23 protein-coding genes are annotated in these 25,924 nt (G+C 53.4%); 8 read left to right on the top strand and 15 right to left on the bottom strand.

What is annotated here, in order from left to right:
- Positions 1-5 precede the first annotated feature (5 nt).
- The 5 genes from CCY01nite_RS03150 to CCY01nite_RS03130 all read left to right on the top strand — a co-directional run bounded on the left by CCY01nite_RS03150 (position 6) and on the right by CCY01nite_RS03130 (position 4,657).
- Positions 6-344, top strand: a complete 339-nt coding sequence (locus tag CCY01nite_RS03150) for a hypothetical protein (RefSeq protein WP_146857841.1) — start codon at positions 6-8, stop codon at positions 342-344.
- A 41-nt stretch (positions 345-385) separates the two neighbouring features.
- On the top strand, positions 386-2,740 hold the full coding sequence (locus tag CCY01nite_RS03145) for a TonB-dependent receptor (RefSeq protein ID WP_146857840.1): 2,355 nt from the start codon (positions 386-388) through the stop codon (positions 2,738-2,740).
- A 21-nt stretch (positions 2,741-2,761) separates the two neighbouring features.
- Complete coding sequence (locus CCY01nite_RS03140; RefSeq protein WP_146857839.1) at positions 2,762-3,337, top strand: hypothetical protein; 576 nt, start codon at positions 2,762-2,764, stop codon at positions 3,335-3,337.
- Between the two features lie 126 nt (positions 3,338-3,463).
- Positions 3,464-4,165, top strand: coding sequence for a DUF3800 domain-containing protein (locus CCY01nite_RS03135; protein ID WP_146857838.1), 702 nt, complete (start codon positions 3,464-3,466; stop codon positions 4,163-4,165).
- Between the two features lie 3 nt (positions 4,166-4,168).
- Positions 4,169-4,657, top strand: a complete 489-nt coding sequence (locus CCY01nite_RS03130) for a hypothetical protein (protein ID WP_146857837.1) — start codon at positions 4,169-4,171, stop codon at positions 4,655-4,657.
- A gap of 196 nt (positions 4,658-4,853) precedes the next feature.
- Here CCY01nite_RS03130 and CCY01nite_RS03125 read toward each other — a convergent pair whose 3' ends face one another.
- From CCY01nite_RS03125 to CCY01nite_RS03115, 3 genes are all read right to left on the bottom strand, one after another.
- Positions 4,854-6,059, bottom strand: coding sequence for a hypothetical protein (locus tag CCY01nite_RS03125; protein ID WP_146857836.1), 1,206 nt, complete (start codon positions 6,057-6,059; stop codon positions 4,854-4,856).
- A 340-nt stretch (positions 6,060-6,399) separates the two neighbouring features.
- Positions 6,400-6,744 (bottom strand): DUF983 domain-containing protein, encoded by a 345-nt coding sequence (locus tag CCY01nite_RS03120; RefSeq protein ID WP_246129839.1) that lies wholly within the window; start codon positions 6,742-6,744, stop codon positions 6,400-6,402.
- Positions 6,745-6,931: 187 nt separating this feature from the next.
- A complete protein-coding gene (locus CCY01nite_RS03115) occupies positions 6,932-8,728 on the bottom strand; it encodes an ABC transporter ATP-binding protein (RefSeq protein ID WP_146857835.1) in 1,797 nt (598 codons plus the stop codon).
- Between the two features lie 242 nt (positions 8,729-8,970).
- On the opposite strand from CCY01nite_RS03115, the gene CCY01nite_RS03110 reads away from it, so the two are divergent.
- Positions 8,971-11,097, top strand: coding sequence for an elongation factor G (locus CCY01nite_RS03110; protein WP_146857834.1), 2,127 nt, complete (start codon positions 8,971-8,973; stop codon positions 11,095-11,097).
- Here CCY01nite_RS03110 and CCY01nite_RS03105 read toward each other — a convergent pair.
- From CCY01nite_RS03105 to ubiE, 5 genes are all read right to left on the bottom strand, one after another.
- A complete protein-coding gene (locus CCY01nite_RS03105) occupies positions 11,088-12,581 on the bottom strand; it encodes a YifB family Mg chelatase-like AAA ATPase (protein ID WP_146857833.1) in 1,494 nt (497 codons plus the stop codon). The genes CCY01nite_RS03110 and CCY01nite_RS03105 overlap by 10 nt on opposite strands.
- A gap of 42 nt (positions 12,582-12,623) precedes the next feature.
- Complete coding sequence (locus CCY01nite_RS03100; RefSeq protein ID WP_146857832.1) at positions 12,624-13,952, bottom strand: MutS-related protein; 1,329 nt, start codon at positions 13,950-13,952, stop codon at positions 12,624-12,626.
- 75 nt (positions 13,953-14,027) lie between these two features.
- On the bottom strand, positions 14,028-15,365 hold the full coding sequence (locus tag CCY01nite_RS03095; protein WP_146857831.1) for a dihydroorotase: 1,338 nt from the start codon (positions 15,363-15,365) through the stop codon (positions 14,028-14,030).
- A gap of 24 nt (positions 15,366-15,389) precedes the next feature.
- The gene (porT, locus tag CCY01nite_RS03090; RefSeq protein WP_246129838.1) at positions 15,390-16,088 is read right to left on the bottom strand and encodes a type IX secretion/gliding motility protein PorT/SprT; all 699 of its coding nucleotides are present in this window, start codon (positions 16,086-16,088) and stop codon (positions 15,390-15,392) included.
- Positions 16,061-16,801 carry a bifunctional demethylmenaquinone methyltransferase/2-methoxy-6-polyprenyl-1,4-benzoquinol methylase UbiE gene (gene ubiE / locus CCY01nite_RS03085; RefSeq protein ID WP_146857830.1) on the bottom strand — a complete coding sequence of 247 codons (741 nt, stop codon included), beginning with the start codon at positions 16,799-16,801 and terminating at the stop codon, positions 16,061-16,063. The genes porT and ubiE overlap by 28 nt, the downstream gene beginning before the upstream one ends.
- A 50-nt stretch (positions 16,802-16,851) precedes the next feature.
- Between ubiE and yihA the strand changes: the two genes are divergently transcribed.
- On the top strand, positions 16,852-17,460 hold the full coding sequence (gene yihA / locus CCY01nite_RS03080) for a ribosome biogenesis GTP-binding protein YihA/YsxC (RefSeq protein ID WP_146857829.1): 609 nt from the start codon (positions 16,852-16,854) through the stop codon (positions 17,458-17,460).
- A 149-nt stretch (positions 17,461-17,609) separates the two neighbouring features.
- Here yihA and CCY01nite_RS03075 read toward each other — a convergent pair whose 3' ends face one another.
- Together CCY01nite_RS03075 and CCY01nite_RS03070 are read right to left on the bottom strand one after the other, a co-directional pair.
- Complete coding sequence (locus CCY01nite_RS03075; RefSeq protein WP_146857828.1) at positions 17,610-18,083, bottom strand: ribonuclease H-like YkuK family protein; 474 nt, start codon at positions 18,081-18,083, stop codon at positions 17,610-17,612.
- Positions 18,084-18,298: 215 nt separating this feature from the next.
- Entirely contained in the window at positions 18,299-18,667 is a 369-nt protein-coding gene (locus CCY01nite_RS03070; RefSeq protein ID WP_146857827.1) for a CoA-binding protein, read from the bottom strand.
- A 28-nt stretch (positions 18,668-18,695) separates the two neighbouring features.
- Between CCY01nite_RS03070 and CCY01nite_RS03065 the strand changes: the two genes are divergently transcribed.
- Positions 18,696-19,619 (top strand): glycoside hydrolase family 43 protein, encoded by a 924-nt coding sequence (locus CCY01nite_RS03065; RefSeq protein WP_146857826.1) that lies wholly within the window; start codon positions 18,696-18,698, stop codon positions 19,617-19,619.
- Here the strand turns inward: CCY01nite_RS03065 and CCY01nite_RS03060 are convergent.
- The 5 genes from CCY01nite_RS03060 to CCY01nite_RS03040 form a co-directional block, all read right to left on the bottom strand.
- A complete protein-coding gene (locus CCY01nite_RS03060) occupies positions 19,607-20,551 on the bottom strand; it encodes a TIGR01777 family oxidoreductase (RefSeq protein WP_146857825.1) in 945 nt (314 codons plus the stop codon). The genes CCY01nite_RS03065 and CCY01nite_RS03060 overlap by 13 nt on opposite strands.
- 70 nt (positions 20,552-20,621) lie before the next feature.
- Positions 20,622-21,128 (bottom strand): GbsR/MarR family transcriptional regulator, encoded by a 507-nt coding sequence (locus tag CCY01nite_RS03055; RefSeq protein WP_146857824.1) that lies wholly within the window; start codon positions 21,126-21,128, stop codon positions 20,622-20,624.
- Between the two features lie 155 nt (positions 21,129-21,283).
- Positions 21,284-21,673: a VOC family protein gene (locus tag CCY01nite_RS03050; RefSeq protein WP_146857823.1), complete on the bottom strand. Its 390-nt coding sequence runs from the start codon at positions 21,671-21,673 to the stop codon at positions 21,284-21,286.
- Between the two features lie 180 nt (positions 21,674-21,853).
- A complete protein-coding gene (locus tag CCY01nite_RS03045) occupies positions 21,854-23,500 on the bottom strand; it encodes a pyruvate dehydrogenase complex dihydrolipoamide acetyltransferase (RefSeq protein ID WP_146857822.1) in 1,647 nt (548 codons plus the stop codon).
- A 106-nt stretch (positions 23,501-23,606) separates the two neighbouring features.
- A complete protein-coding gene (locus CCY01nite_RS03040) occupies positions 23,607-25,625 on the bottom strand; it encodes a DNA polymerase III subunit gamma/tau (protein WP_146857821.1) in 2,019 nt (672 codons plus the stop codon).
- Between the last annotated feature and the right edge of the window lie 299 nt (positions 25,626-25,924).

Genomic DNA, 25,924 nt, shown 5'->3' with positions numbered 1-25,924 from the left:
CGCTGGTGAAGAAGCTTTTTCAGAAAATAGGGGCTGTCATCCTGCTGGGCGTGTTCTGTATCTACATTACGCCCAGGGATTACCTGCACCATTTCGTGGGGCATGAGGACACGCAGGATGAAACCTGCCGGACCGCAGCCACCAGCGGGCTCACCCTTTCCACCCAACACCAGCACTGTGAATGGCTGCACTGGGCCGTTGAGGCTTATGTAGATGCACCTGTGACCGGTCTTCCCTCCGCACCGTATGTTTACGAAACGCTGATGCAGGAACTGCCGGCGCACACTTATCAATACCCGCCGTATTACTTTTCCCTCCGCGCTCCCCCGCACGTATCCGTCTGACTTTCTACAGGATACATTTATCTTATTCATTCGCATACATCATGATGATCAGGAAAATTGCGCTGACAGGGGCGTTGCTGCAGCTATTGCTGGTAGCATCCGCCAGTGCACAATGTACCATTCGTTTAAGTGGTACCATTACAGATACAGACACGAAGCAGCCGCTCTCCGGCGCCAGCATTACGGTAAAGGAAACCGGGCTGGCCGTGGAAAGCGATGCGAAAGGCGCTTATTCGCTGGAAGGGCTTTGTCCCGGTGCATATACGGTCCGCATCAGCCACGTGGGCTGCGTGCCCGTAGAGATCGCCTGGCAGGTAAGCGCGGACGAGCGCCGCAATATTGCCCTGCCGCATAGCATCACGCAATTGCAGGAAGTAGCAGTGACGGGGCACGCCGCCAAGGAAGTGACCACCGCGCCCGTGGAAACGCTGAGTGGCCGGGAGCTGGACAAAACGCGCGGCCTCACCCTCGGCGAATCGCTCAAGCGGGTGAACGGCGTTACCACCATGACCACCGGGCCGAATGTTTCCAAACCCGTGATCAACGGCCTCCACAGCAACCGCGTGCTCATCCTCAACAACGGCATCCGCCAGGAAGGCCAGCAGTGGGGCAGTGAGCATGCGCCCGAAGTAGATCCTTTTCTTGCCAATAAGCTGGTGGTGATAAAAGGCGCGGGCTCGCTCCGCTACGGCGGTGATGCCATCGGCGGCGTAGTGCTGGCGGAGCCGAAGCCGCTGCCCGTAGAACCGGGCCTCGGCGGGGAGGTGAACATCGCCGGCTTTTCCAATAACCGCCTCGGCGCGCTGTCCGCCATCCTCGAACAGCAAGTGCCGAAGGTGCCCGGCCTGAGCTGGCGCCTGCAGGGAACGTTGCGCAAGGGCGGCAACACCCGTACGCCGGATTACTGGCTGGACAATACCGGCGTGGAAGAATTCAATTTCTCCGCAGCCGTCGGATGGAAACGGCCCAACTACGGTGTGGAGCTGTTCTACAGCCAGTTCAATACCAGCCTCGGCGTATTTGAAGGCTCGCATATCGGCAACCGCGGCGACCTCGAAGAGGTCATCAAACAGCAAAGACCGTTACCGGAATATACCGAAGGGTTCAGCTACAAGATCGACCGGCCCTACCAGCACATCGAGCACGAGCTGTTCAAGATCAAAAGTTTTCTGAACACCGGCAAAGCCGGCCGGCTCAACCTCGTGCTGGCCCGGCAGTTTAACTACCGCGATGAGCTGGACCGCAGCTCCGCGCTCTCCGTTAACCAGATGAACCTGAACCTCACCACGTACAATGGTGAGCTGGTGTGGGACCATCATACCTGGAAAGGTTTCCGCGGAACGGTGGGCGTTACGGGCATGTACCAGGAGAACAGCTACAAACGCCGTCTTTTCATCCCCAACTATGAAAGCCTGCAATGGGGCGCTTTCTGGACGGAGAAATGGGAAAGCGCGGATAATAAATGGCTGGTGGAAGGCGGCATCCGGTATGATCACAAGGATTATTACAATCTTGGTGACAACCTTGGCGAAGTGCACTATCCGGAGCAGGATTTTTCCAGTTTCTCGGGTTCCATCGGCGCGCAATACCGCATCCTCGATCATTTTCATGTATCCCTGAACGCAGCGCGCGCATGGCGCGCCGCCGCGGTGAATGAGCTGTACGCTTCCGGCCTGCACCATGGCGCGGCGGTGTATGTGGACGGCGATCCGTACCTTGATCCGGAGGTCGCTTCCAAATTCAACGCCTCCCTGCACTACGATATCAGCGACCGCCTGGAAGCAGACGTGAACCTGTATTACAACTACATCCGCAACTTCATCTTCCAGCAGCCGACGGACAGCATCGTGACCACGATCCGCGGCGCTTTCCCTTACACGTACTACCGGCAATCGGACGTAAGCATGAAGGGAATGGATGCACAGTTGCGCTGGCACTTTCTTCCCAAATGGCAGCTCAGCACAAAAGCTTCGATCCTGCGCGCCTGGAACGAATCGGACAACGACTGGCTCATCGCTATGCCGTCTGACCGCTTTGAGCACGAGCTGACATTTTTCCCGGGGAATACAAAACGGCTGAAGGAAAATTATATATCCGTTAGCGTTAGTAATGTACTGAAACAAACGCGCACGCCCGCGAACCTGACGGATAAGTCGGACCCCCGCGGCCAGGATCTCATGGCGCCGCCCGCGGGCTACAACCTGCTGAACCTGGAAGCCGGCTCCACCTTGCAGATCGGCCAACAGCCGCTGTCTGTGATCATCGGCGCCGGTAACCTCCTGAACACACGTTACCGCGATTACATGAATTTCTTCCGCTACTTCGCGGACGAGCCGGGAACCAATGTGTACCTGAAATTGAAGCTGCCGCTGCAATTCGGGAAAACCAAATCTTAAACACTCAACAATCGAACTAACATGACAACTAAATTTTTTGTATTTGCCGCTGGTATGACGCTGTTGTTTGCCGCCTGCAAAAAAGAGAAGAACGAAACGCCTACAGAAAACGCCAATGAGGAGATCACCACGCTGAAGCTCACCTTCACCAACGCCGCCAATGCGGCAGACAAAGTGGTGGCCAACTGGAAAGACATGGACGGCGCCGGCGGTACCAATCCCGTGATCGATCCCGTCAGCCTGAAAGCAAATACCACCTACAACGTTACCACCGAGCTGTTCGACGAACGCAAGAACCCGGCGGACACTGTTACCAACGAGATTGAAGAAGAAGGTGCGGAACATCGCGTCTTCCATCTCTTTTTCACCAATCCCGGTGCTTCTGTAGCGGATTCCCTGACGAACGTAGCAACGGTGACGCCGCAGGATAAGGATGAGAATAACCTGCCGGTGGGTCTGGACATTACGATGGCTACCAAAACCGCATTCACGGGTTTTCTGCGGGTAGTGGTAAGGCATCAACCGGGTAACAAGGACGGTACTTATGCGCCGGGCAGTACGGATGTGTTGACGGAGTTTCCGTTGGAGATAAAGTAGGAGGATAGTTAAGCATATCTGGAAAAGCTGCCATTATGGTAGCTTTTCTGTTTTTTGGGGCATATTGAAATTTGAATAGAAGTAATTACATTTGAACGTATTGTTAGCACCGATATCAGGAACACAATGTACAATCTTTACATAGACGAAAGCTGCCACCTGGAGCATGATGGAATGCCTGTAATGTGCATCGGTTATGTCAAAATAAACGCGGAGCATTATCATGCGATGAAGGAAAGAATCAAACAAATAAAGCTGGATTTCAAAAACCCGACTGAGATCAAGTGGAATAGTGTTTCTTTCTCCCGCATGCCGCTGTATAAAGCATTAATTGACTATTTCTTTGCGGGGGAGATCGACTTCAGGTGTATTCTTGTCAAATACAAGAAAAGACTCCGGCATGATGAATTCAACCAGGGAAGTCACGATAACTTTTATTATAAGCTTATTTATTTTCTGTTACACTCTGCTACAAATCATCCGGATAGCCAATACAAGGTTTATTTGGATATAAAAGACACAAGAGGAAAGGAGAAGCTAAAAAAGATCGAAGAAGTTTTGGCCAACAAATATAAAGGGAATTCTCCTTTTGTTTCTTTCCAGCATATTCATTCCGATGAGAATGTTTTGTTGCAATTGACAGATTTGTTTATCGGCGCAGTTACATTTAAAAACAGGGGACTGCATAGTAAAGAAGGTGCAAACAAAGCAAAGGTGCAACTAGTGGAATATTTGGAAGCTAAATCAGGTTATTCACTAAATGAGGGGACAGAGCCCTGGGAAACCAAGTTTAACATTTTTGATCATCAGCCCAAACAATCCTCATAACCCATGGCATTGGATAATCTGGAAGTATTATTTGATGATCTGGGATTGATGCCTACCGAAGAACAGCTACAGGAGATGCTGGGCTGTTTTATGGATGACTTTGTGCATAGTCCTTTTAAAATTAAAGACTGCAATGTAAAGGTGATTATGGAGCAATCATGGCATAAGAATTTTCGGGGCATGCCAGAAACTTTTGTGCACCTTATTACAAGAGAGAGCAAGTATACAGGAAGGCGTGAATTCGATCATGAAAGGGCAAACAGGATACATTGGGTGAAGCAAATTCTGGTTAATCATACTTCTCCAAAAGTTAAATATTTCGAATATGCCGATGAGAAAGGGGTATTGAAGTACCATTTCTGGTATGAAGAAGGGAGCTTTATAGTAATTTTGAAACCAGTGCAACCTGATTTGCTGGTAGTAACTGCTTTTTGTATCGACGAATTTGAAAAACAGAGATATAGAAAAAGATACAATGCCTTCAGAAGATGATATAAAATAAAAAATGCACTTCGATGAGTGCATTCCACAATTACGGTATTGTGGGCAACCAGTTCCTTTACTCTTTGAGTAATGAGGTACAAAGATACTATCTTTTTTCGGAAAAGGAAAGTTAAAATGCCTTTAAACAAGCGAAAGGGGTGGCCGGAAATCCTGATGTGAACCCGGTTTCCCGGCCAGTACCTACTTAATGATTGTCCACTTCCAATCCCTCCTGATCCCCCACTACCAGCACTTTCAGCGGTTTGCCTTCAACCGGTATGCTGCTGACCAGCTGCAATGTTTCCAGACTATACATCTTCACAACGCCTGCTGCAGGTTCTGTGATGTACACACATTTTTTAGATACCCCGAAGTAAGGCTTTTCATCCGCGGCGGCTCCCGCCGGGATAGCGGCGCTGATCTTTCCTTCTTTTTTCAGTTGTGCGGTATTGGCGTCGAAGATCTTCAGCGTACCGTCGTTTAGCAGCACGTAAAGGTTTTTGCCTTGTGTGTCCAGCATGTACTGATGGATGTTGCTTTCATTTTTCTGCACCAGGGTGATCTGCTTCGCAACGGGATCGATCTTGTACAGGCCGAGCGCGGCGGCATATCCGAAGAAGTGGGGCAGCGCCTTGTTGCCGAGAATGGTGCTCAGCCAGGCGGTACCGAAATCAGCGGGATAATTCACCAGGTATTGTTCGCCGTTTTGTTGCACGATGAGCACGCCGTCCGGTGCGCCAAAGGCCGCGAGTTTGCCGTTGCCGGCATCGCCGTGCATCCCTTGTGTGGCGATGGTGCCTTCATGCAGTACAGTGCCGAAACGGTCAATTATCCTGACTTTTTCCGGCAGTGTTCCGCTGACGGAGCCGTCTTTTTGTGTAACGGCGATGGTATGGTCATCAAAGATGACCATGGCGCCATGATGGGGCGCGGCCACCGGTAATACCCGTCCCTCGCCGCTTTCCAGCTCCGCGTCTTTGAAGAGGCTCAGGCTGCCGGCGCCGTCGTTGAAGATGGCGCTAAGCCCTTCATGCGAGAAATAGTGGGTGGGACCCGCTTCGGTAAATGTCTGTGTAGCCATTTCGGGGTCATGCACATGCAGGTGGCCGCCGTGCGCTTCAATGCCGGTGTTGAAGAACTGCACGGTATTGTCCGCCCGGCTAATGATGGTGGCGAACTGGCCGCTGCTGGTGGCGTACAATGTAGGCTGGGCGGCTTTTACGGGGTACACCGTTGTCTTTTTGGTGAGTGGTTCCAGCACGGTGATCTGCGCTTTTTCCACGTCGGTGATCACGAGGCGGAGATATTCGGCTTCCTGTGGCTGCTGGGGTTCCGGCGCCGGCGCATCATCCTTTTTACAACCTGCGATGAACAGCCCGAGCAGGAGGACGGGCATCAGTAGTTTCTTCATTTTATACAAGTTTATAGTGTGCAACAAGGTTGCAAATATAATAAAATGCAACATAGATGCAATTGTATAGATGGTTTATTTTCTTTTGTGGGCGGGGATTTCAAAAGACGGGTATCGGGAAGAGGGCTTTGCCGGTCACATAAAAATGTCATTAAACTATGCGGGGGATGCGGTATATTTGTTAGTTATAAGTTAATTACGTTGACGATAACGGGCGACCGTTTTAGAACATATTGAAATGCACTAAAGATGATCTGACAACTGCTCAGATTTTGGATGAAAAGCAAAAAAGGGCCGTTTTCACGGCCCTTAATGAACGAGGGAACAACTTTAGGTAATTTTAATGTGAATGCCCTGCCGGATGCGGATGGGAGTGTTCACCATGCTTATGAACCGTATCCGGCAGGTGCGCCGTTTCTTCATCGTAATAAACAAAGAAATACAGGTAGATAGCGCGTGAAATGCGCATCATCCAGGGTTGCACGAGCACGAGTATAACCCCGTTCACCGCCAGCCAGTATAATAGGCTGTCATCTTTCCACGAAAGACCGAACAATAACCAGTACCAGATCAGGTTGAAGACGGACAAGGCTACGCCGAGCGCGTAACTGACATAACCGGTGCCGAACCAGAAACCGGTTTCCAGCTCGTAATGTTGTCCGCATACAGGACATTTCTCAGGCATGTCAAGTATTTTGGAAAGCCGCCAGTAAAAGGGATTTTTGGTACGGAACATATTGCCTCTCCTGCACTTGGGGCATTTCATGCCAAGTACGCTGAGAAAGTAATTCGGTTTTTTCTTCATGATCGGCGAAAATACAGAAACCTTGCGGCCGAAACGTTGATATAAATCAATCTTGCAGCCTCGCCTGTCAGCCTGCGGTGGCGGGCTCCATTGTTTTTCTTTCCCCGATCTGCTGCCGCCACATGGCGTAATATAACCCTTTCTCTTCCAGCAGTGCGCGGTGCGTACCTGTTTCCACGATGCGTCCTTTTTCCAGCACGTAGATGCGGTCAGCATGCATAATAGTGGAAAGGCGGTGCGCGATCATCACGGTGATGTGTTCTTTGGTGGATGTCACCTCCCGTACGGTCTGGGTGATGGCTTCTTCCGTAATGGAATCGAGCGCGGAGGTGGCTTCATCGAACACCAGCAGGCGCGGCTGCCGCAGCAATGCGCGGGCGATGGAGAGGCGTTGTTTTTCCCCGCCGGAGATCTTGATGCCGCCTTCCCCGATCACGGTGTCTATGCCGTTTTCCGCGCGGGCCAGCAGGTTGTAGCAGGCGGCGCGTTCCAGGGCGCGCATCAGCTCTTCGTCCGTGGCGCGCGGGTTCACGAAAAGCAGGTTCTCCCGGATGGTGCCGGAGAACAGCTGGGTATCCTGCGTTACGAAACCGATCTGCATGCGCAGTTCTTCGATGTCTATCTCCGATGCGTCCAGCCCGTTATACAGGATGTGCCCTTCGCCGGGTTTGTACAATCCTACCAGCAGCTTCACCAGCGTGGTCTTTCCGCTGCCGGAAGGTCCCACAAAGGCTACAGTTTCGCCGGTCTTTACAGAAAAATTGATTTCTTCAAGCGCTTTGTTCAACGCGGTAAGATGCCTGAATCCCACATCCCTGAACGTCAGCTCGCGTACGTCGGACAGTTGCGGCGGGTTCAGCGGGGTGGGCTCAACAGGCGTGTCCAGTATCCTTTTAAAATTGGCGAGCGATACCTGTACTTCGCGGTAAGCGAGGATGATATTGCCAAGTTCCTGCAACGGGCCGAAGAGGAAGAAGGAGTACAGCTGCAGGGTGAATATCTGCCCGAGTGTAGCCGTATCCTTATACACGAGGTACAGCAGCAGGAACAGGATGCTGGACCGCAGCAGGTTCACGAACGTACCCTGCACGAAAGCGATGGTACGCACGCTGCGTACCTTTTTCAGTTCCAGCAGCAGGATCTTCATGGTGTTGGCGTTAAGGCGGCGCACCTCCTGGTTGGTGAGCCCGAGGCTCTTCACCAGCTCGATGTTGCGCAGCGATTCCGTGGTGGCGCCGGCCAGCATGGTGGTTTCTTTCACGATGTTCTTCTGGATGAACTTGATCTTTTTACTCAGCACGTTCATCAGCCATCCGAGCAGGATACATCCACCGAAATATACGAACACAAGCGACCAGTGCACACTATACGCAAAGATCATCACGAATACCACACCTATCAGGGTGGTGAAAAGAATATTGACGAATTGCGAAATGAACTTCTCGCTGTCCAGCCGCACCTTCTGCAACACCGCCAGGGTTTCGCCGGAGCGCTGGTCTTCAAACTCCTGGAAAGGCAGCCGCATGGAATGCCGCAGCCCGTCCGTATACACCTGCGCGCCGAACTTCTGGATCACCACGTTCACAAAATAATCCTGGAAAGCCTTTGCAATGCGCGACACCATGGCTACGCCAATGGCGGCGAGCAACAGCAGCATCACGCCGTAGAGGTACTGGTCCTGCGACCGGGGAATAACGGGTTCTCCCTGTTTATTGAATGATTGCGGATGTGAGGCGAACTGGTCAACGATCTTACCGAAGATCCACGGGTCCATCAGCGAGAATACCTGGTTAATGGTGGCGAGCAGTAAAGCCAGTGCTATCAGCCACTTATAGTTCCTGAGGTACGAAAGCAACAATTTCATGGAGCAAAGGTAGGGGAATAAAAGATGTTGAAACATCGGTTTCTGCTGTACTTATCACGGTATTTTTCCGTAATTTAATGGAGTAGCCGGAGGTAAACCTGTCCGCTTGTACCATAGTCTGAAAACTGATCTTGTTCCACGAATGGCCTTACGCACAACCCGGCGTATCATCATCACCCTGACGCTTTCCGCATGAAACGCCCCCGGCGTTCCATCTGACTGCCGATCCAAAAAGCAAACAGATGAAAATGTATGATGAAAAACACATCAAGAATGTGGTGCTCATTGGCGCAGCCAAGAGCGGCAAAACGACGCTGGCCGAGGACATGCTGTTCGAGGCCGGCATCATCAGTAAACGCGGTACCGTGGAAGAGCGCAACACGGTCTCGGATTACCACGAAGTGGAGCATGAGCGCGGCAACTCCGTCTACGCCACCACCATGCACACGGAATGGAGAGATTACAAGATCAATATCATGGACACCCCGGGGCTGGAGGACTTCTCGGGGGAGGTCGCCTCTTCCATCCGGGTATGCGACACGGCGGTGCTGCTGCTGCATGCGTATAACGGGGTGGAAGTGGGAACGGAACTGATATGGGATTACGTCGATCGTTATAACAAGCCTACCATACTGGCTATCAATCACCTGGACCATGAGAACGCCAACTACAGCCTGGTGCTGGAACAGGCGAAACAGTTTTTCGGTCACGCGGTGACCGTCATGCAATACCCGGTGAACCAGGGGCCGGGATTCAACGCCATCATCGACCTGCTGAAAATGACCATGTACCGCTTTCCCGCCGGGGGCGGCAAGCCGGAAAAGCTGCCCATCCCGCCGGAGGAGCAGGAGCAGGCGGACCGCCTGCATAACGAACTGGTGGAGAAAGCGGCGGAAAATGATGATGCGCTGATGGAACTTTTCTTTGAAAAGGGCAGCCTGGATGAGGATGAAATGCGGCAGGGCCTGAAGATCGGGATGATGAAGCACCAGGTATTCCCCGTATTCTGCCTTTCCGCCCGCAATAACATGGGCAGCGGGCGCCTGATGGGGTATATCGACAACGTGGCGCCCTCCGCCGTGGAAATGCCGCCGGAGCAGACGGAAGACGGCAGGGAAGTGCCCTGCGATCCCGCCGGCCCCACCTGCCTGTTCGTATTCAAGACCTTGCTGGAACCGCATATCGGAAAGCTGTCGTTCTTCAAGGTCATGAGCGGGGAACTGCGTACGGGGCAGGAGCTGCAAAATGAAAAGGGAAATACGACCGAACGCCTCAACCAGCTGTTCATCGCGGACGGCCGGAACCGGCAGCCGGTGGACAAACTGCGCTCCGGCGACATCGGCTGCACATTGAAACTGAAAAATACCTTCACCAATCATATCCTCAATGAAAAAGGTTTCTCCGCGCAGATCGACCCCATTCATTTCCCACCGCCGAAAGTGCGCGTGGCCATCGAAGCGAAAAACAAAACAGATGATGAAAAGCTCGGCGAAGTGCTGAGCGAGATCCATATGGAAGACCCTACGCTGGAAGTGGAATACAACCGCGAATTGAAGCAGGTGATCCTGCACGGACAGGGTGACCTTCATCTTGCCGTTACCAGGTGGCGGCTGGAACATATTTACAACATGCAGGTGGAATACCTGCCGGCGCGCATCCCCTATCGCGAAACCATCCAGAAGCCGGCGGAAGCCTCTTACCGTCACAAGAAACAATCGGGCGGAGCGGGACAATTCGGGGAAGTGTTCATGAAGATAGAGCCGTATTACGAAGGCATGCCACCGTATAAAGAATATACCGTGCGCGATACGGAAGAGATCGCGCTGAACTGGGGCGGCAAGCTGGTGTTCAACAACTGCATCGTCGGCGGTGCGATCGATACACGATTCCTGCCTTCCATATTGAAGGGCGTGATGGAAAAAATGCAGGAAGGCCCGCTAACGGGATCGTATGTACGGGATGTTCGGGTAAGCGTATACGACGGCAAGATGCACCCGGTGGACAGCAACGACATCTCTTTCAAGATCGCGGGGATGATGGCTTTCAGGGACGCCTTTCACCAGGCGGCGCCCCAGCTGCTGGAACCGGTGTACGACCTGGAAGCTTCAGCGCCGGATGTGATGATGGGCGATATCATGAGCGAATTGCAAAGCCACCGCAGCATTATCACGGGTATGGACACGCATGTGATCAAGGCGCGCACGCCGCAGGCGGAGCTGGACAGGCTGTACGCCTCCCTGCGCAATGTAACGCAGGGGAAGGCGAAGGTAAGGGCGGTGTTCGCGGAGTATGCGCCGGTGCCGGCGGACGTGCAGAAGAAATTGAGCGAGGAATACCGGAAGGCGGAGCATGAGAATGGTCAGCATTGATAGGCTCCCCACTGCCCTCTGTCCAGCGTTCTGAAGCGGATCGCCTCGGCGAGGTGGGAGGTGGTGATATGTTCGCTGCCCGCGAGGTCCGCGATCGTGCGGCTTACTTTCAGGATACGGTCGTACGCGCGGGCGGAGAGCTGAAGGCGTTTCATGGCGGATTCGAGGAGTTGCAGGGCGGCGGGTTCCGGCATACAATTGCTGATGTTCATTTGTGCATTGTAGTGCCCGTTCCGTTCCCATTGTTTGTTCCGGGCGGCGATCACTCTTTCCCTGATCACATCACTGCGTTCCCCCGTTTCCGCAGTTCCCGGCGATACGGGCGTTACTTCCACATGCAGATCTATCCTGTCCAGCAGCGGGCCGGATATTTTGTTAAGATATTTTTGCACCATGCCGGGCATGCAGGTGCAGTTTTTTTCAGGATGATTGAAGTAGCCGCAGGGGCAGGGGTTCATGGCGGCCACCAGCATGAAGCTCGTAGGAAAATCGAAGGTGTTGCGTGCGCGGGAAACCGTTACTTTCCTGTCTTCCATCGGCTGCCGTAAAACTTCCAGCGCGCCGCGTTTATATTCCGGCAGCTCATCCAGGAAGAGCACGCCATTATGCGCGAGAGAAAGTTCTCCGGGCACCGGTGGATTTCCGCCGCCTGCCAATGCAATGTCGCTGATAGTGTGATGTGGTGCGCGAAAGGGGCGGCCGGAAAGAATGCCATTGAATTTCCCCGCGGCAGAATAGACCCTGGTGGTTTCCAGCGCTTCTTCCAGTGAAAGCGGTGGTAATATGGTGGGCAGCCGTTTGGCGAGCATCGTTTTTCCCGCACCGGGCGGTCCGATCAGAATGAGATTGTGCCCTCCCGCAGCTGCTATTTCCATCGCGCGTTTGCCAATGTTTTGTCCCTTTACGTCTGCAAAGTCAACATCAAAACAAAACCGCTCGTTATACTTTTCAAAAAGCATCTTTTGCAGCGCGATCTCCCCCCGCAGAAACCCCAGCACCTCCCCAACATGCTCCACCCCATACACCTCAATCCCTTCCACCATCGCGGCTTCGCGGGCATTCTGCAAGGGAAGTATCATTCCCCGGAACCCTTCTTTCTTTGCCTGCAGGGCCATGGGCAAAGCGCCGCGTATCGGGCGCAGGGTACCGTCCAGCGACAGCTCGCCCATGATCACGAATTGTTCCGGTGGTATGGAGAAAACGAGTTGTTTTGATGCGGCAAGGATACCTACGGCGATGGGCAGGTCGTATGCGGCGCCGGCTTTGCGGATGTCGGCGGGGGCCATGTTCACGATCGTGCGGAGGCGCGGCATTTTGTAACCGGCGTTTTTGATGACCGTTTCAATGCGGTACCCGCTTTCCTTTACGGCATTGTCCGGCAGGCCCACAATATAGAATTTGGTGCCTTGCCCAACATTCACTTCAATGGTAATGGTGATGGCTTCTACGCCATGAACGGCGCTTCCGAAAATTTTTACGAGCATGGGTCAAACAATGGTTTATTTCCTCCGAAGATAAGGGAATTTCTATTTCATCTTTTCTAGCAGCTCAATTACTTTTTCTTTTTTCAGGATCAGAAATCCGATCTTTTCTTTTGCAATGCCGTCTTTCAATTCATAGGTGAACTGAAGGTTGTCGTCGATCACCTGCGACTGGAAATATTTGAAGATGATCTGGTTTTCGCCGCGCAGTTCGTCCGCGATCTCGTAAAGGTGTGTGGACAGGATGTACAGGCAGTTATGATTATGCAGCAGGCCGTTGATCACCGCCAGGGAGCAGTTCTTGGCGTCTTCCACGTTGGTGCCTTTGAACATTTCATCGATGAGGATGAGCCAGTTTTTGCCGTCGCTGATCTTGATGATAGTGTTTTTGATGCGCTGCACTTCGCTGTAGAAGTAGCTTTCGCCTTTGAAGATGTTGTCTTTTACATCGATGTTGCTGAGGATGCCGTGGAAGAACGTGAGCCGCATCGCCTGCGCGGGCACGCCCATGCCGAGGTGCGCGAGGAACACGGCGATGCCTACCGCCTTGATGAAGGTGGTCTTGCCCGCCATGTTGGCGCCGGTCAGGAAGATGAAATGTTTGTGCGGTTCCATCGATATATCATATGCTACCGGCTGCGGCAGTATCATGTGATACAATTGCTGAATGGCGATGTGCGGCTTGTTGTCTTCCGTGAACTCGGGGAATTTCAGTCCGAAGTGGCGGATGGCCATGGCCATGCTGTGATAGGCGTCCAGGCGGGTGTACAGCTCTGTCAGTTCCCAGAGTACTTTTTTATGCTTGCGGCGGATGAGGCGGTCGTACCGCAATATCTGCACAAAGTTGAAGCGGCCGCTTTCATGCAGCCGCACGATATCGTCGAATTCCGGCTGTGCAATGAGCGTGCGCGCCCTGTCCAGCAATATTTTAAGAGTGGAGGGCGCCGCGTCGGAGTTGAAATGCGTTTCAAGGTATCGGAACCCGTTGATCAGGTTCAGCAACTGGTCGAACGAAAACTTGATGAAGCCGTAATCCGGCGCGTAGATCGTTTTGGTCACGACCGCATTGAGATACAGCGAAATGCCATCGGAGCTGGATATCGGCTCTATTTCGGCATTCAGGTAGTTCTCCACCACCACGATGGAGCCGTTGGAGATCATCGGCGGCCATTCGGCTTCCTTTTCCAGCAGGTATTTGAGCATCTGCTGGCGGTTGTGAATGGAGGGAAGGTCCTGCAGTGGCGAGCTGAACAGCTTGCGCAGGTATTCCCGGCCGCCGCTGGTGGTGGTGAAATCGAGTTTGTGGAACAGGGAATATTCATCTTCCCGGTTAAAAATAGAGAGATCAAGGTAGGTTGTTTTATCCAGCTCCATTCGCAGACTTTTTAGTGAATTTACAGTGTATCGTGTTACGGAGGTAGATGCCAGACCTGGAAATTTCCATAAAAATTACACATTGAACAGCAACCGTTGTCCTCGCTGGTTCTCATTGAAGGTGCCGTTCTCGTATGCGAGGTGGCCGTTGACGAAGGTATGCGTCACTGCCGCGGGGAAGGTATATCCCTGGAAGGGGCTCCATCCGCAATGGTAGTGAATATTGTCTTTCGATACGGTGGTGGATTGCTCCATGTCCACGATCACCGCGTCCGCATGATACCCTTCGCGCAGGTAGCCTCTTTCTTTGATCCGGAAGCACTGTGCCGGGGCGTGGCTCATCTTTTCCACCATTTTTTCGATGGAGAAGCGGCCGGCTTTCACGGATTCCAGCATCATGAGCAGGCTGTGCTGCACCAGTGGCACGCCGGAGGGCGCCTGCAGATAGGCTTGCTGCTTTTCGTCCCAGGTGTGCGGCGCGTGGTCGGTGGCGATGATGTCCAGCCGGTCGTCCAGCAGCCCGTTCCAGAGCGCTTCACGGTGGTGCGGCGCTTTGATGGCGGGATTGCATTTGATGAGGTTGCCATATTGCGTGTAGTCGTCAGCGGTAAACCAGAGGTGGTGTACGCAAACTTCCGCGGTGATCCTTTTTTCGGTCAGCGGCAGCAGGTTGCCGAAGAGCTGCAATTCCTTTTCGGTGGAAATATGCAGGATATGCAGGCGGGAGTTATGTTTCTTGGCGAACTGGATGGCTACGAGGGAAGATTCAAAACAGGCTTCTTCGTTGCGGATCAGCGGATGATCGGCGGCGGTGAGGGCATCGCCTTTTTCCTGTTTGTACTTTTCCATATTGGCGCGGATGATCTTCTCATCTTCGCAGTGGGTGGCGATCAGCAGCTCGGTTTCGGAGAAGATCTTTTCCAGCGTAAGATAGTTGTCTACCAGCATGTTGCCGGTGGAAGAGCCCATGAATATCTTCACCCCGCATATGCGGTCTTTTTTGGCATTGGCCTTCAGCACTTCTTCGGCATTGTCGTTCGCCACGCCCATGAAAAAGGAATAGTTGGCGAGGGAGCCTTGCGCGGCGATGGCGTATTTCTCTTCCAGCTTTTCCTGTGTCACGGCGGGGGGATTGGTGTTGGGCATTTCCATGAAGCTGGTGGTGCCGCCGGCAACGGCCGCGCGGGCTTCTGAATGGATGTTGGCCTTGTGCGTCAGGCCGGGCTCGCGGAAGTGCACCTGGTCGTCGATCACCCCCGGCAGCAGGTATTTGCCTTCCCCGTTGATCTCTGTGCCGGTTTCGCTGATCTGCGCGGCGATCTTTTCAATGCGCCCGTTACGGAAAAGCACGTCCTGCACCCTGGTGGCGCCTTCATTTACGACCGATATATTTTTGATGATGGTATTTTGCATGCCGCAAAGTTACCGTTTTCCGTTTTAACCCTGCAGGTGAATGGAAAATACGATCGTGCGGGATTTAAGCTGGTCGATCACGTTGGAATAGCGGAGGTTGGGGTCTTTCACGTGTACATTGCCGATGCCGTTGCTGATCTTGAATTCAGGTGTGAAGATGAAGCTCGGCATATAAAATTCAAATCCCGCTCCGATTTCATAACCGTAATCCATCTTGCCGATCTTCACGAGGTCTTCCGCGCGGCGGGCGCGGGCATTGGAAGAAAGGTCGTAATCGAATTTCAGCCCGGCGATGGTGTATACGCGCATATTGTTGATGCGGTCTGATTTGAATTTGAACTGGAAAGGAAAGGTGAGGAGGATGGACTCGATCTTCTTTTCCGTATCGCGTTCGGGATAATTTTCCTTGTAGAAGAGGTTTTTGTTGGCGAATACCAGCTGCGGGTTCACGCGCAGGTCGAAGCGGTGGTTCAGCCGCAGGTTGGCGAGCAGGCCCAGGTTGAAGCCGATGGTTTTCAACGGTTCCGCCACCATGATGGAATCCCCTTTCAGGAAAAGGTCTGAATGGGAAAGTTTGAAGTTGGATTGATTGACGGCGAGGGTGATGCCGAAATAATAGGGTTTGCGGTCATGTTCTTCCATGTTCATCTGCGCACTGGCGGTCATGCTGCCGGTCAGCAGAAGGATAGCCGCTATTAACGGGTAGCGGAGTAGATGGAACATATACCGAAGCTTAAAGTTTTGCATGTAACTGCCTGGAACCCGGTTTTGTGTAAAATATCGCACATGGCCTGACCCTGCGGGAACGCTTTCACGGAATCCGGCAGATAGGAATAGGCTGCTTTGTTTTTGGCGATCCATTTTCCGATCCAGGGCGTAATGTAGCGAAAATAAAAATTATACAATTGCTTAACGGGCGTTTTGACGGGATTGGAAAATTCCAGGATCACGGCTTTTCCACCGGGTTTGAGCACCCGCCTCATCTCTGATAATCCCTTTTCCAGATGCTCGAAGTTCCTTACGCCAAAGGCGACCGTTATGGCATCAAACGTCTCATCCGGGAAACTTATTGTTTCGCTGTCGCCCGCCTGAAGGGTAATTTTATCGCTCAGGCCGGCCTTCGCCACCTTTTCCCGGCCCAGCGCCAGCATGCCTTCGGAGATGTCTATCCCGATGATCTTTTCGGGCCGCAGCCGGTACGCCGCCATAATGGCCACGTCGCCGGTGCCGGTGGCCACGTCCAGCATGACCTTGGGTTGCAGCGGTTCCAGCAGTTTCAGGGCCTTTTTGCGCCATCCCACGTCTATCCCCAGGCTCATGAAACGGTTCAGGAAGTCGTATCTCCCCGCAATATCATCGAACATGTGGGCTATCTGCTCCTTCTTGCTTAATTTTGACCCTTCAAAAGGAACCACTTTCTGTACATCTTTCGCCATAGTGGCGCAAAGTTAATGGAATTAAGCGAGGGGCCGCAAATGGAAAATATATGGTGATCAAAACCGCTGAATACCTGATCAGTAATGTGGACTGGCAGAAATGCCCGAATCCCGACAAGCCGGAGTACGCTTTCATCGGCCGCTCCAATGTGGGGAAGTCGTCGCTGATCAATATGCTGACGGGCCGCGAGAAGCTGGCCAAAACTTCCGGCACGCCGGGTAAAACGCAGCTGATCAACCATTTCCTCATCAATAATGAGTGGTATATCGTGGATTTGCCGGGCTACGGCTTTGCGAAGGTATCCCAGAGCCAGCGCCGTTCCTGGGAGCAGATGATCGAAAACTACCTGCGCAAGCGCCCCAACCTGGTGAATGTTTTTGTGCTGATAGACAGCCGGTTAACGCCGCAGAAGATCGATATCGAGTTCATCAACCAGCTGGGTGAATGGCAGGTGCCTTTCCAGCTGGTGTTTACGAAGGCGGATAAAAACAGCCAGCTGGATACGAGCCGGAATGTAAAGGCTTTCCTCAACAAGCTGCGGGAGAACTGGGAGTTCCTGCCGGCGAATTATGTTACGTCTACCGTGAAGAAAATGGGGCGGGATAAAATACTGGAATTTATAGATGAGATGAACATGCGCTTCCGCGGAATCGCGTAAGAGGGGGTGATGATAGCGTTATGCAGACGGAGCACTTTGGTATTAAAGAGGATGATAATGGCGTTATGCCGGGCAGGCGGCACTTTTATGGATAGTGATAACATTATGCCGGGAGAGCGGCATTTGACTTTTCAGAGAATGCCGCGGGGCTAGTTCACGATCTTGTTCGCGCAGCTGCTGCTGGCAAAGGCTTCGGGCTTGGCCTTGAATGCAAAGCCCATACCCAGGATGTAACCCATGGCCTCGCGCAGCGCCAGGTTGCTTTTGAACTGGGGATTGGTGTTGATGTCCGCATGTACTTCCATATCCACGTCATATTCCGTGAACAGGTCGCACAGCTCATAAGCGATCTCGATGCTTTTGGCGACTTCCACCAACATCCTTTCCTTGATCGAATAAACGTCTTTCGTTCTTTCGTTGTGAATGAACATGAACCCGCCGTGGCCTTCACGCAGGAACACAATAACGGTGGCAAATTCCGTATCCGGCCCTTTCACCTGGGAGTCGGTGCCGATGCAAACCTTTAAACGGTGGCCGGCCGCGGTCTCGCGGACGATGGCCTGACGCACCTCCTCCTTGACGGGCAGATTGATGGGATCGCCATTGAATCTTCTCCATTTCATGGATCAGCAGTTTTAAAGATGAGTACTAACGGTTATAACTATATGCCGGTCTGATGGGTCTTTGGCCGAAAAGGGGTAACAAAATGCATGATATATTATCCGAATATACGAAAAATAACGGCAGTAGGGGTGGGGTTGAAATGAAGTTTTTGTAAAGCAGGTGACGGATGAACCGTCACAGGAGCTCGTGGCGGGTATCGGAAGCTGCCGCCTTATCAATATTGCCCCGTGCTCAGCATTACCAGCGTACAGGCTTCGAGGGTTTCAATGCCTTTTTCCTTCGCCATGCTGATCAGTTCGGTGTTTTCCGTGCCGGGGTTGAAGATGATGCGTTTGGGGTGCAGGCTGAAGATGTAGTCGTAATACTCCTGCTGGCGCGTGGGGTTGAGGTATAACGTTACCGTATCTACGTTTTCCAGCGCGGGGTGTTCCGCGAGCACAGGCGTATCGCCAATTACACCGGCCCTTTTGCCGATCGCCACTACGGGGTGCCCGTTGGCGCGGAGGCGGTTCACGGCCAGGAAGCTGTATCGCTGCGGGTTAGGCGACGCGCCGATGACTACGGTAAGTTTTGGTGTACTCATAATGTAAAAATAAGGATATTTTTATGGTATGAATCTGATCACATTGCTCCTGCTGCTTCCTTCGCTGCTGCCGGTAAAAGACAGTACGCCGCTGTTGCTGGCGGACCCTACGGTCTTTACTTACAAAGGGAAGTATTATGCTTACGGCACAAATGGTGCCAACGCGAACCTTGGCATTCCGGTATATACGTCTGGCGACCTCGTAAACTGGACGGACAGAGGGTTTGCCCTGAAAAAGGGCGATGCTTTCGGCGACCACGGCTTCTGGGCGCCGCAGGTGTTCCGCTACGGAAAAAAATTCTACATGGCTTATACGGCCAATGAATCCATCGCCATAGCGGTGAGCGACCGGCCGGAGGGGCCTTTCCGCCAGCAGCTCCGCGAACCGCTGCCCGCATCCGGCAAGCAGATCGATCCGTTCGTCTTTTTTGATGGCGGAAAGATCTACCTCTATCATGTGCGGCTGGACAAAGGCAACCGCATTTTCGTGGGAGAGATGAAAGATGACCTGTCCGCCGTCATACCCGGCACTTTGCGGGAATGCATTCATGCGGATACCGGTTGGGAGAACACGCAGCATGCGCCGTGGCCTGTTGCCGAAGGGCCTACGATGATCAAAAAGAACGGCCGCTATTATCTGTTCTTTTCCTGCAACGATTTCAGGAATATCGATTATGCGGTAGGCGTGGCTGTGGCCGATTCCCCGCTTGGCCCCTTCACCCGTATCCCTAACAACCCGGTGATCAGCCGGCATAACACCGGCGCGAACGGCTCCGGGCACGGGGATGTGCTCGCTGTTAAAGGCAAATGGTATTATGTTTTCCATACGCATTTCAATGCGCAGAAAGTAGGGCCGCGGAAGACGGTGATCATGGAAATGAACTGGAAGGGAACATTGCCTGAAGTGCTGCCCGGCACGTTCAAATGGCTTTCGGTGGATCAGAACAAATGATACCGCCGCCTCGGCAATGCACCGATGATATTTTCAAAAGCGCCCTGCAAATGCGGGTATCTGAACGTAAACCCGGCCTGCGTAATACGCGCGGGCAATACCCAGCGGCTTTTCAGCAGCAGTTCCGTTTCCGTGCCGATCAATGCGGCGCCTATCTGTAACATCCATTCAAATGCGGGAAGCCCGAAAGCGTGGCCTGCGGCTTTCCGCAGCGTTTGCATGAAGATTTTGTTGGTGACAGGGTTCGGGGCGCTGCAATTGTAGGTGCCGCTGCATTCGGGGTGTTCGTACAACCATTCCATCATGCGGGCCACGTCTTCGATGTGCACCCAGCTGAACATCTGGCGGCCGCTGCCCTGGTGGCCGCCCAGCCCGAATTTCACGAGGTTCAGATAAGGCGTCATCACGCCGCCCTGTTTGCCGAGCGTCACCGCGATGCGCAGCACAATTTTTCGTGTATGCGGCAGGGTGATATCGTTGAATGTCTTTTCCCATTTTTTGCAGACCTGTACGGAGAAGTCATTTTCCATTTCGCCGTTAGCTTCGTCCATCGGGCGGTCTTCCGCATGGCGGTAGATGGTGGCGGAGGCGGAATTGATCCACAGGGCGGGCGGGTTTTTAGCTTGCCGCACGGCTTCACCGAGGATGGCAGTACTGTTTGTGCGGCTGGCGAAGATCGCGGCCTTGTTGGCTTCGGTATAGCGGCAGTTCACGCTTTTGCCGGCGAGGTTGATGAGCAGGTCCGCCCCTTCGAGGGATGCCGCCCATTCGCCCAGGCTGCGGCCGTCCCAGTATCGGTAAGTTACATTCGGGCGGTCTGTTTGAGGCTGGCGGGAGAGGATGATCAGCTGGTTGTTTTCGCTGAAATAATCGATCAGTCCTTCACCTATAAATCCTGTTCCTCCGGCGATGACGATGGTTTTGTTTTTCATTGTATAGAACTTTCAGAAAAAATTGAAATATATTGATGTGTGTTTTTTAACTGCATGGTGATGGCTGTTATCAGCGGATCACTTTCAGCAGGGTGCTGTAGAACCAGTTCTCTTCGGACTTGATAAAGGCGTTGAGGGCGGCATCGGTCTGATGCGCGAATTTCTGGATGTTCTGGATGGTTTCGCGGAAGGCTTTGATGTGTTTGTCTTTCTGGTCGCCATCGATCTTGTTGAGCTGCAGGAGCACTTTCAGCACGGGGTCCAGTTCCCGTTTCTTTCTTTCCCGCGCAATGGCGGTGCCTACTTTCCAGATATCTTTTTCTGCTACGAAAAACTCTTTGCGTTCTCCCGGCACCAGTACTTTTTCCACAATCCCCCAGTTCATCAGCTCCCGGACGTTCATGTTGGCGTTCCCGCGGGAGATGTCCAGCGCCTCCATGATCTCTTCGGCGCTCATGGGTTCCGGCGCGATGAGCAGGAGGGCGTGGATCTGCGCCATGGTGCGGTTGATGCCCCATTGCGCGCCGAGCAATCCCCAGGCCTGGATGAATTGTGCTTTTGCATCAGAAAATTTCATGCTTCAAATGTATGTAAAGTTTTTGAACTTTCAAAACTTATTGAAATATTCGTCCATTGCAAAAGAATGTTGCGGATGAGGAAGGAAAATGCAAGCTGATATGGCCGGCAGCAGCGGGGATGAAATGGTGGGCGCGGCCGAAACGGTGATATTGTCTATTTCGGGGAATGCAGGCCGATGCGGTTGCCTTCGGTATCGATGAAAATGGCATGGAAGCCGAGGTCCAGCTCATAGGAAACGGGCGTTTTATCCCGCTCAATGCGTCCGCCGGCGCTGATCACCCGGTCGAGCACTTCGTTCAGGTCGTCACCGCAATGCAGGTAAATGATGCAGCCGCGCTGGCTGGGCACATAGTCCAGCCCTTCCACGATGGCGCCGCCCACACCGCCGTTTTCGGCATCATATGCCAGCAGCCCCAGGCGGTCCCCGCCGAGCTGCATTTCGGTGATCGCTACGTCGAGAATAGCGCTGTAAAAGGCCCTGGCCCTGTCGAATTGTGAAACAGGGATCTCAAACCAGTTGATCGCATGAGTTGGGTGACGCATGGAACGTTGTTTTGGGGGTGTGATTATAAAATTAGCAAAAAGATTGATGCAATTAGCAGATTGAGAGGGTTGATGTGGAAAGATTCAGCGTATGGTTGGCATTTTGGAGTAAGCTGTTCGCCAAAAAAAAGGGTTGGCCTGATACAGACCAACCCTTTCGTATCTTTTTGAATCACCCGGTTACACGAGCATCGCTACCGGGTTTTCCATGAATTGCTTGAAGGTTACCAGGTAACGGGCGCCCACGGCTCCGTCCACTGTGCGGTGGTCGCAGCTCATGGTCACTTTCATGACGCTGGTGGTTTTGAACTGGCCTTTTTCTCCGGCTACCACTACTTCTTTGATGGCGCCTACAGCGAGGATCGCGGAAGCGGGCGGGTTGATGATGGCGGTGAATTCTTCGATGCCCATCATGCCGAGGTTAGACACGGTAAAGGTGTTGCCGGTCATTTCCTGTGGCTGGAGTTTTTTATTCTTGGCTTTGTCGTTCAGTTCTTTTGTTTCCGCGGCGATCTGGGAGAAGCTCTTCTGATCGGCGAAGGTGATCACCGGTACCAGCAGTCCTTCGTCTACCGCCACGGCGGAGCCTACGTGGATGTGCTGGTTGTGGCGGATGAAATCTCCCATCCAGCTGCTGTTCACGTCCGGATGCTGGCGGAGCGCCATGGCTGCAGCCTTGATGACCATATCGTTGAAGGAAACCTTAACGGGGGATATTTTGTTGATGGCTTCGCGGGCTTCTTTTGCATTGTCCATGTTGATTTCCATGGTGAGATAGAAGTGCGGGGCGCCGAATTTGCTTTCACCGAGGCGGCGGGCGATGGTTTTACGCATGTTGGTGAGCGGCGTATCGGTGTATCCTTCCTGGCCTGCGGGTGCGAAGGCTGCCACTTTCGCGGCGGGAGCGCCTGCGCTGGCTGCGGGGGCTGCTTTGGAAGGAACGAAGGAATCCACGTCCTTTTTTACGATACGGCCACCGTCACCGGAGCCGGTTACCTGGCTGATGTCGATGCCTTTTTCTTCCGCGAGTTTCTTGGCGAGCGGGGAGGCTTTCACGCGGCTGTCGCCGTTAGCGCTTTGTGCGGCGGGGGCGGATGATGCCTCCGCGGGAGCGGCTTCTTTGGCCGGTGCTTCAGCAGCAGCGGCTTTGGGAGCGGCGCCGCCGGCTTTCTCGGCCGCGAGGATCGCTTCAATATTGGCTTCTTTCTTGCCAACGATGGCGATGATGCCGTTCACTTTGGCGGCATCCCCTTCGGGAACGCCAATGTAGAGCAGGGTACCGTCCGCATAACCGATCACTTCCATGGTAGCCTTGTCGGTTTCCACTTCCGCGAGCACGTCATCGCTTTTTACGGTATCGCCTACTTTTTTATTCCAGGCTACGATCTTGCCTTCCGTCATGGTATCGCTGAGCAGCGGCATGCGGATGACGGTAGCGTCTTTGAGCGCTTTTTCCAGTTCGGCGTTATCAACTGCGGCGGGAGCGGCTTCCTTCTCGGGAGCAGGCGCTGCTTTTGCGTCTGCTTTCGGGGCTTCTGCTTTGGGAGCGGCAGCTGCGCCGCCTTCCAGCAGGGACTTATAGTCTTCACCGGGTTTTCCAACAACGGCGATAACGTCATTCACCTTTGCAGCTTTTCCTTTCTCCACACCGATATACAGCAAAGTACCGTCCGCATATGCCATCACTTCCATTGTGGCCTTGTCGGTCTCCACTTCAGCAATAACATCGTCGGACTTAACGGTATCTCCTACCTTCTTATGCCATTCCGCAATCACCCCTTCTGTCATCGTATCACTTAAAAGGGGCATTCTGATAACTTCTGCCATAGTGTTTCTTCGAAATTTTGCCCAAACCTACAAGTTTTTGCGCAAAAACGCAAAGCATCGGGAGCGGGGGCGTTTAAAATTAGTGATTATTCAATGCGGCGCCGGATCAGAAATCCAGTTCCATGCCCAGTTTGTCTTTTAACTCTTTTACCAGCGGGTATTTTTCGATCATCCGGGCGAACTGCTCCCGGCTGGAAAGCGGTGCGGGGCCTGTATCTGCGGCCTGCTGCTGATTTTCGTCCAGCTGCAGGGTAAGTATCAATGCATTGTTCCGGAATTTCCGTTTGAAGAACTCGGAGATTTCGAGTTTTTCTTCCTCCATGAAGCGGTACTGCACGATGTTCCTGCTTACGATGCCGATCTCTTCCGGCCCGAGGAGCATGGTTTGGGCCAGTTGGAGGTTGCTCACCACGGTCATTTTATTGGCCTGGCGGAATTTATCGATGAACTCGTCCCAATACACGGCGAGGGCTCCGGCGGTGAGCTGGACGGCGCTGCTTTGTGTGGTGGTGGCTGTTTGCTGTTTTGCGGCGAGGGCTTCCTTCATGGCGGCCAGGCCGGTGAGTTTGCCGGCGCCGGGTGAAGTGGCGGGCCGGGGTGCGGGCGGCGGCGTTGGTGTTGTTGTTGCGCCAGCCGGCCGGTTAGCGGATGGCGAAGTTGTGCCTGCTTGCGGGTTGACAGACGGTGATGAAGCAGCCTGTGTTGTGCCGGTTTGCTGATTGGCGGACGGCGAAGCAGCCGGAGTGTTGTCCCGGGCTTCGGGCGTTTGTACGGCATTGCTGTAGTCCGTGGTACGGGCCTGCTGCTGTTGGGCTGCGGCCGCATGTCCGGGTTGTCCCCCAGTATTGCCGGGCTGCGCGGCTCCTGATTCGATGGTCAGGCGCGGTGCTTCCGGCGTGATCGTCTTAGTGGTGGCGGGTTTGCCGTAGAGGGGCTGTGGCAGCGGCGCCCGCAGGCGTTGCGGTGCTCCTTCAGGAATCAGGTTTTTTTTTAACACTTCGCCGGTCTGATCGTTGCTCACGAGGGTCACGGCCTGTTGCAGGTAGCAGAGGCGTATCAGCGCCATTTCCACGTACAGGCGCTTGTTGCGGGCCATGCGGTAACCGATCTCCGTTTCGTTCAGCAGGTGCAGGGCGGTTACGAGGTAAGCCGCGCTGACGCGGCCGCTCATCTGTTTATAACGGTCCTTCAGGTTGGCGCTCACTTCCATGAGGTGCAGCACCTTTTCATCCTTGCAGACCAGCAGGTTCCGCAGGAACTCGGCCCATCCGCCCAGGAAATTATCGCCTTCAAAACCTTTCTGCAGGATCTCGTCGAAAATCAGCAGCGCGCCGGCCACGTCCTGTGCCAGCACGGCGTCCATGACCCTGAAATAGTAATCGTAGTCCAGGATGTTAAGATGCTCCAGCGTGTTCTGATAGGTCAGTTTGCCGCCGGTGAAGCTCACGATCTTGTCCAGCGTACTGAGCGAATCGCGCATGCAGCCGTCCGTTTTCTGTGCGATCAGGTGCAGGGCGTCGTTTTCCGCGGTCATGTGTTCCTTGGTAACGATCTCTTGGAGGTGATCTACCGTATCCTGTATGGTGATGCGTTTGAAGTCGAATATCTGGCAACGGCTGAGGATCGTCGGCAATATCTTGTGCTTTTCCGTGGTGGCCAGGATGAAAATGGCGTAGGACGGCGGTTCTTCCAGTGTTTTCAGGAAGGCGTTGAATGCCGAGGAGCTGAGCATGTGCACCTCATCTATGATGTAGATCTTGTATTTGCCGGCCTGTGGCGCGAAGCGTACCTGGTCTACCAGGGTGCGGATGTCGTCTACCGAGTTGTTGGAGGCGGCATCCAGCTCATGGATATTGAACGAGCTGCCTTCGTTAAAGGTCCGGCAGGAATCGCAGGAGTTACAGGCTTCGCCGTCCGGCTGCAGGTTCTCGCAGTTGATGGTCTTTGCCAGGATGCGGGCGCAGGTGGTTTTGCCTACGCCACGTGGACCGCAAAACAGGAAGGCATGCGCCAGCTGATTGTTGCGGATGGCATTTTTGAGTGTTGTTGTTATATGGGCTTGCCCTACTACCGTGGAGAAGTTCTGCGGACGGTATTTACGGGCGGATACTATAAAATTTTCCATGATGGGATACGCTCCTTTCCAAGTGCCGAAAGTAACGCAAAATGGGAGAACTAAAAAGTAAAAAGTCATAGAATGGTGCTGGTGGCGGGATTGAGGCGTTCGGTGCCTGGTTTGCGGCACGATGCTGGTTAGGCAACTGCTTTTGGCGGGGTTGGCGGTGGAGGATGTGTTTGTGACCGGCTTTATTACGTGGGTTGGTCGGGCAACTGCCGGGCGGGGTTGGCGGTGAAGGATGTGTTTGTGGCGGCTTTATTACGTAATTGGCCGGGCCGCTGCTTTTGGCGGGATTGGCGGTGGGA

It is taken from the genome of Chitinophaga cymbidii, assembly GCF_007992715.1.
GTDB classification, from domain to species: domain Bacteria; phylum Bacteroidota; class Bacteroidia; order Chitinophagales; family Chitinophagaceae; genus Chitinophaga; species Chitinophaga cymbidii.
The sequence above is the reverse complement of the archived record's forward strand: the minus strand, read 5'-3'. Positions and strand labels throughout refer to the sequence as shown.

Coding starts and splice junctions, on each gene's coding strand:
- CCY01nite_RS03050 (WP_146857823.1), bottom strand. CDS start 21,673: ATGCGTCACCCAACTCATGCGATCAACTGGTTTGAGATCCCTGTTTCA.
- CCY01nite_RS03040 (WP_146857821.1), bottom strand. CDS start 25,625: ATGGAAAATTTTATAGTATCCGCCCGTAAATACCGTCCGCAGAACTTC.
- CCY01nite_RS03045 (WP_146857822.1), bottom strand. CDS start 23,500: ATGGCAGAAGTTATCAGAATGCCCCTTTTAAGTGATACGATGACAGAA.
- yihA (WP_146857829.1), top strand. CDS start 16,852: ATGGTGATCAAAACCGCTGAATACCTGATCAGTAATGTGGACTGGCAG.
- CCY01nite_RS03145 (WP_146857840.1), top strand. CDS start 386: ATGATGATCAGGAAAATTGCGCTGACAGGGGCGTTGCTGCAGCTATTG.
- porT (WP_246129838.1), bottom strand. CDS start 16,088: ATGTTCCATCTACTCCGCTACCCGTTAATAGCGGCTATCCTTCTGCTG.
- CCY01nite_RS03065 (WP_146857826.1), top strand. CDS start 18,696: ATGAATCTGATCACATTGCTCCTGCTGCTTCCTTCGCTGCTGCCGGTA.
- CCY01nite_RS03105 (WP_146857833.1), bottom strand. CDS start 12,581: ATGCTCGTAAAAATTTTCGGAAGCGCCGTTCATGGCGTAGAAGCCATC.
- CCY01nite_RS03110 (WP_146857834.1), top strand. CDS start 8,971: ATGAAAATGTATGATGAAAAACACATCAAGAATGTGGTGCTCATTGGC.
- CCY01nite_RS03140 (WP_146857839.1), top strand. CDS start 2,762: ATGACAACTAAATTTTTTGTATTTGCCGCTGGTATGACGCTGTTGTTT.
- CCY01nite_RS03070 (WP_146857827.1), bottom strand. CDS start 18,667: ATGAGTACACCAAAACTTACCGTAGTCATCGGCGCGTCGCCTAACCCG.
- CCY01nite_RS03100 (WP_146857832.1), bottom strand. CDS start 13,952: ATGGAGCTGGATAAAACAACCTACCTTGATCTCTCTATTTTTAACCGG.
- CCY01nite_RS03130 (WP_146857837.1), top strand. CDS start 4,169: ATGGCATTGGATAATCTGGAAGTATTATTTGATGATCTGGGATTGATG.
- CCY01nite_RS03115 (WP_146857835.1), bottom strand. CDS start 8,728: ATGAAATTGTTGCTTTCGTACCTCAGGAACTATAAGTGGCTGATAGCA.
- ubiE (WP_146857830.1), bottom strand. CDS start 16,801: ATGGCGAAAGATGTACAGAAAGTGGTTCCTTTTGAAGGGTCAAAATTA.
- CCY01nite_RS03055 (WP_146857824.1), bottom strand. CDS start 21,128: ATGAAATTTTCTGATGCAAAAGCACAATTCATCCAGGCCTGGGGATTG.
- CCY01nite_RS03125 (WP_146857836.1), bottom strand. CDS start 6,059: ATGAAGAAACTACTGATGCCCGTCCTCCTGCTCGGGCTGTTCATCGCA.
- CCY01nite_RS03135 (WP_146857838.1), top strand. CDS start 3,464: ATGTACAATCTTTACATAGACGAAAGCTGCCACCTGGAGCATGATGGA.
- CCY01nite_RS03075 (WP_146857828.1), bottom strand. CDS start 18,083: ATGAAATGGAGAAGATTCAATGGCGATCCCATCAATCTGCCCGTCAAG.
- CCY01nite_RS03060 (WP_146857825.1), bottom strand. CDS start 20,551: ATGAAAAACAAAACCATCGTCATCGCCGGAGGAACAGGATTTATAGGT.
- CCY01nite_RS03095 (WP_146857831.1), bottom strand. CDS start 15,365: ATGCAAAATACCATCATCAAAAATATATCGGTCGTAAATGAAGGCGCC.
- CCY01nite_RS03120 (WP_246129839.1), bottom strand. CDS start 6,744: ATGCCTGAGAAATGTCCTGTATGCGGACAACATTACGAGCTGGAAACC.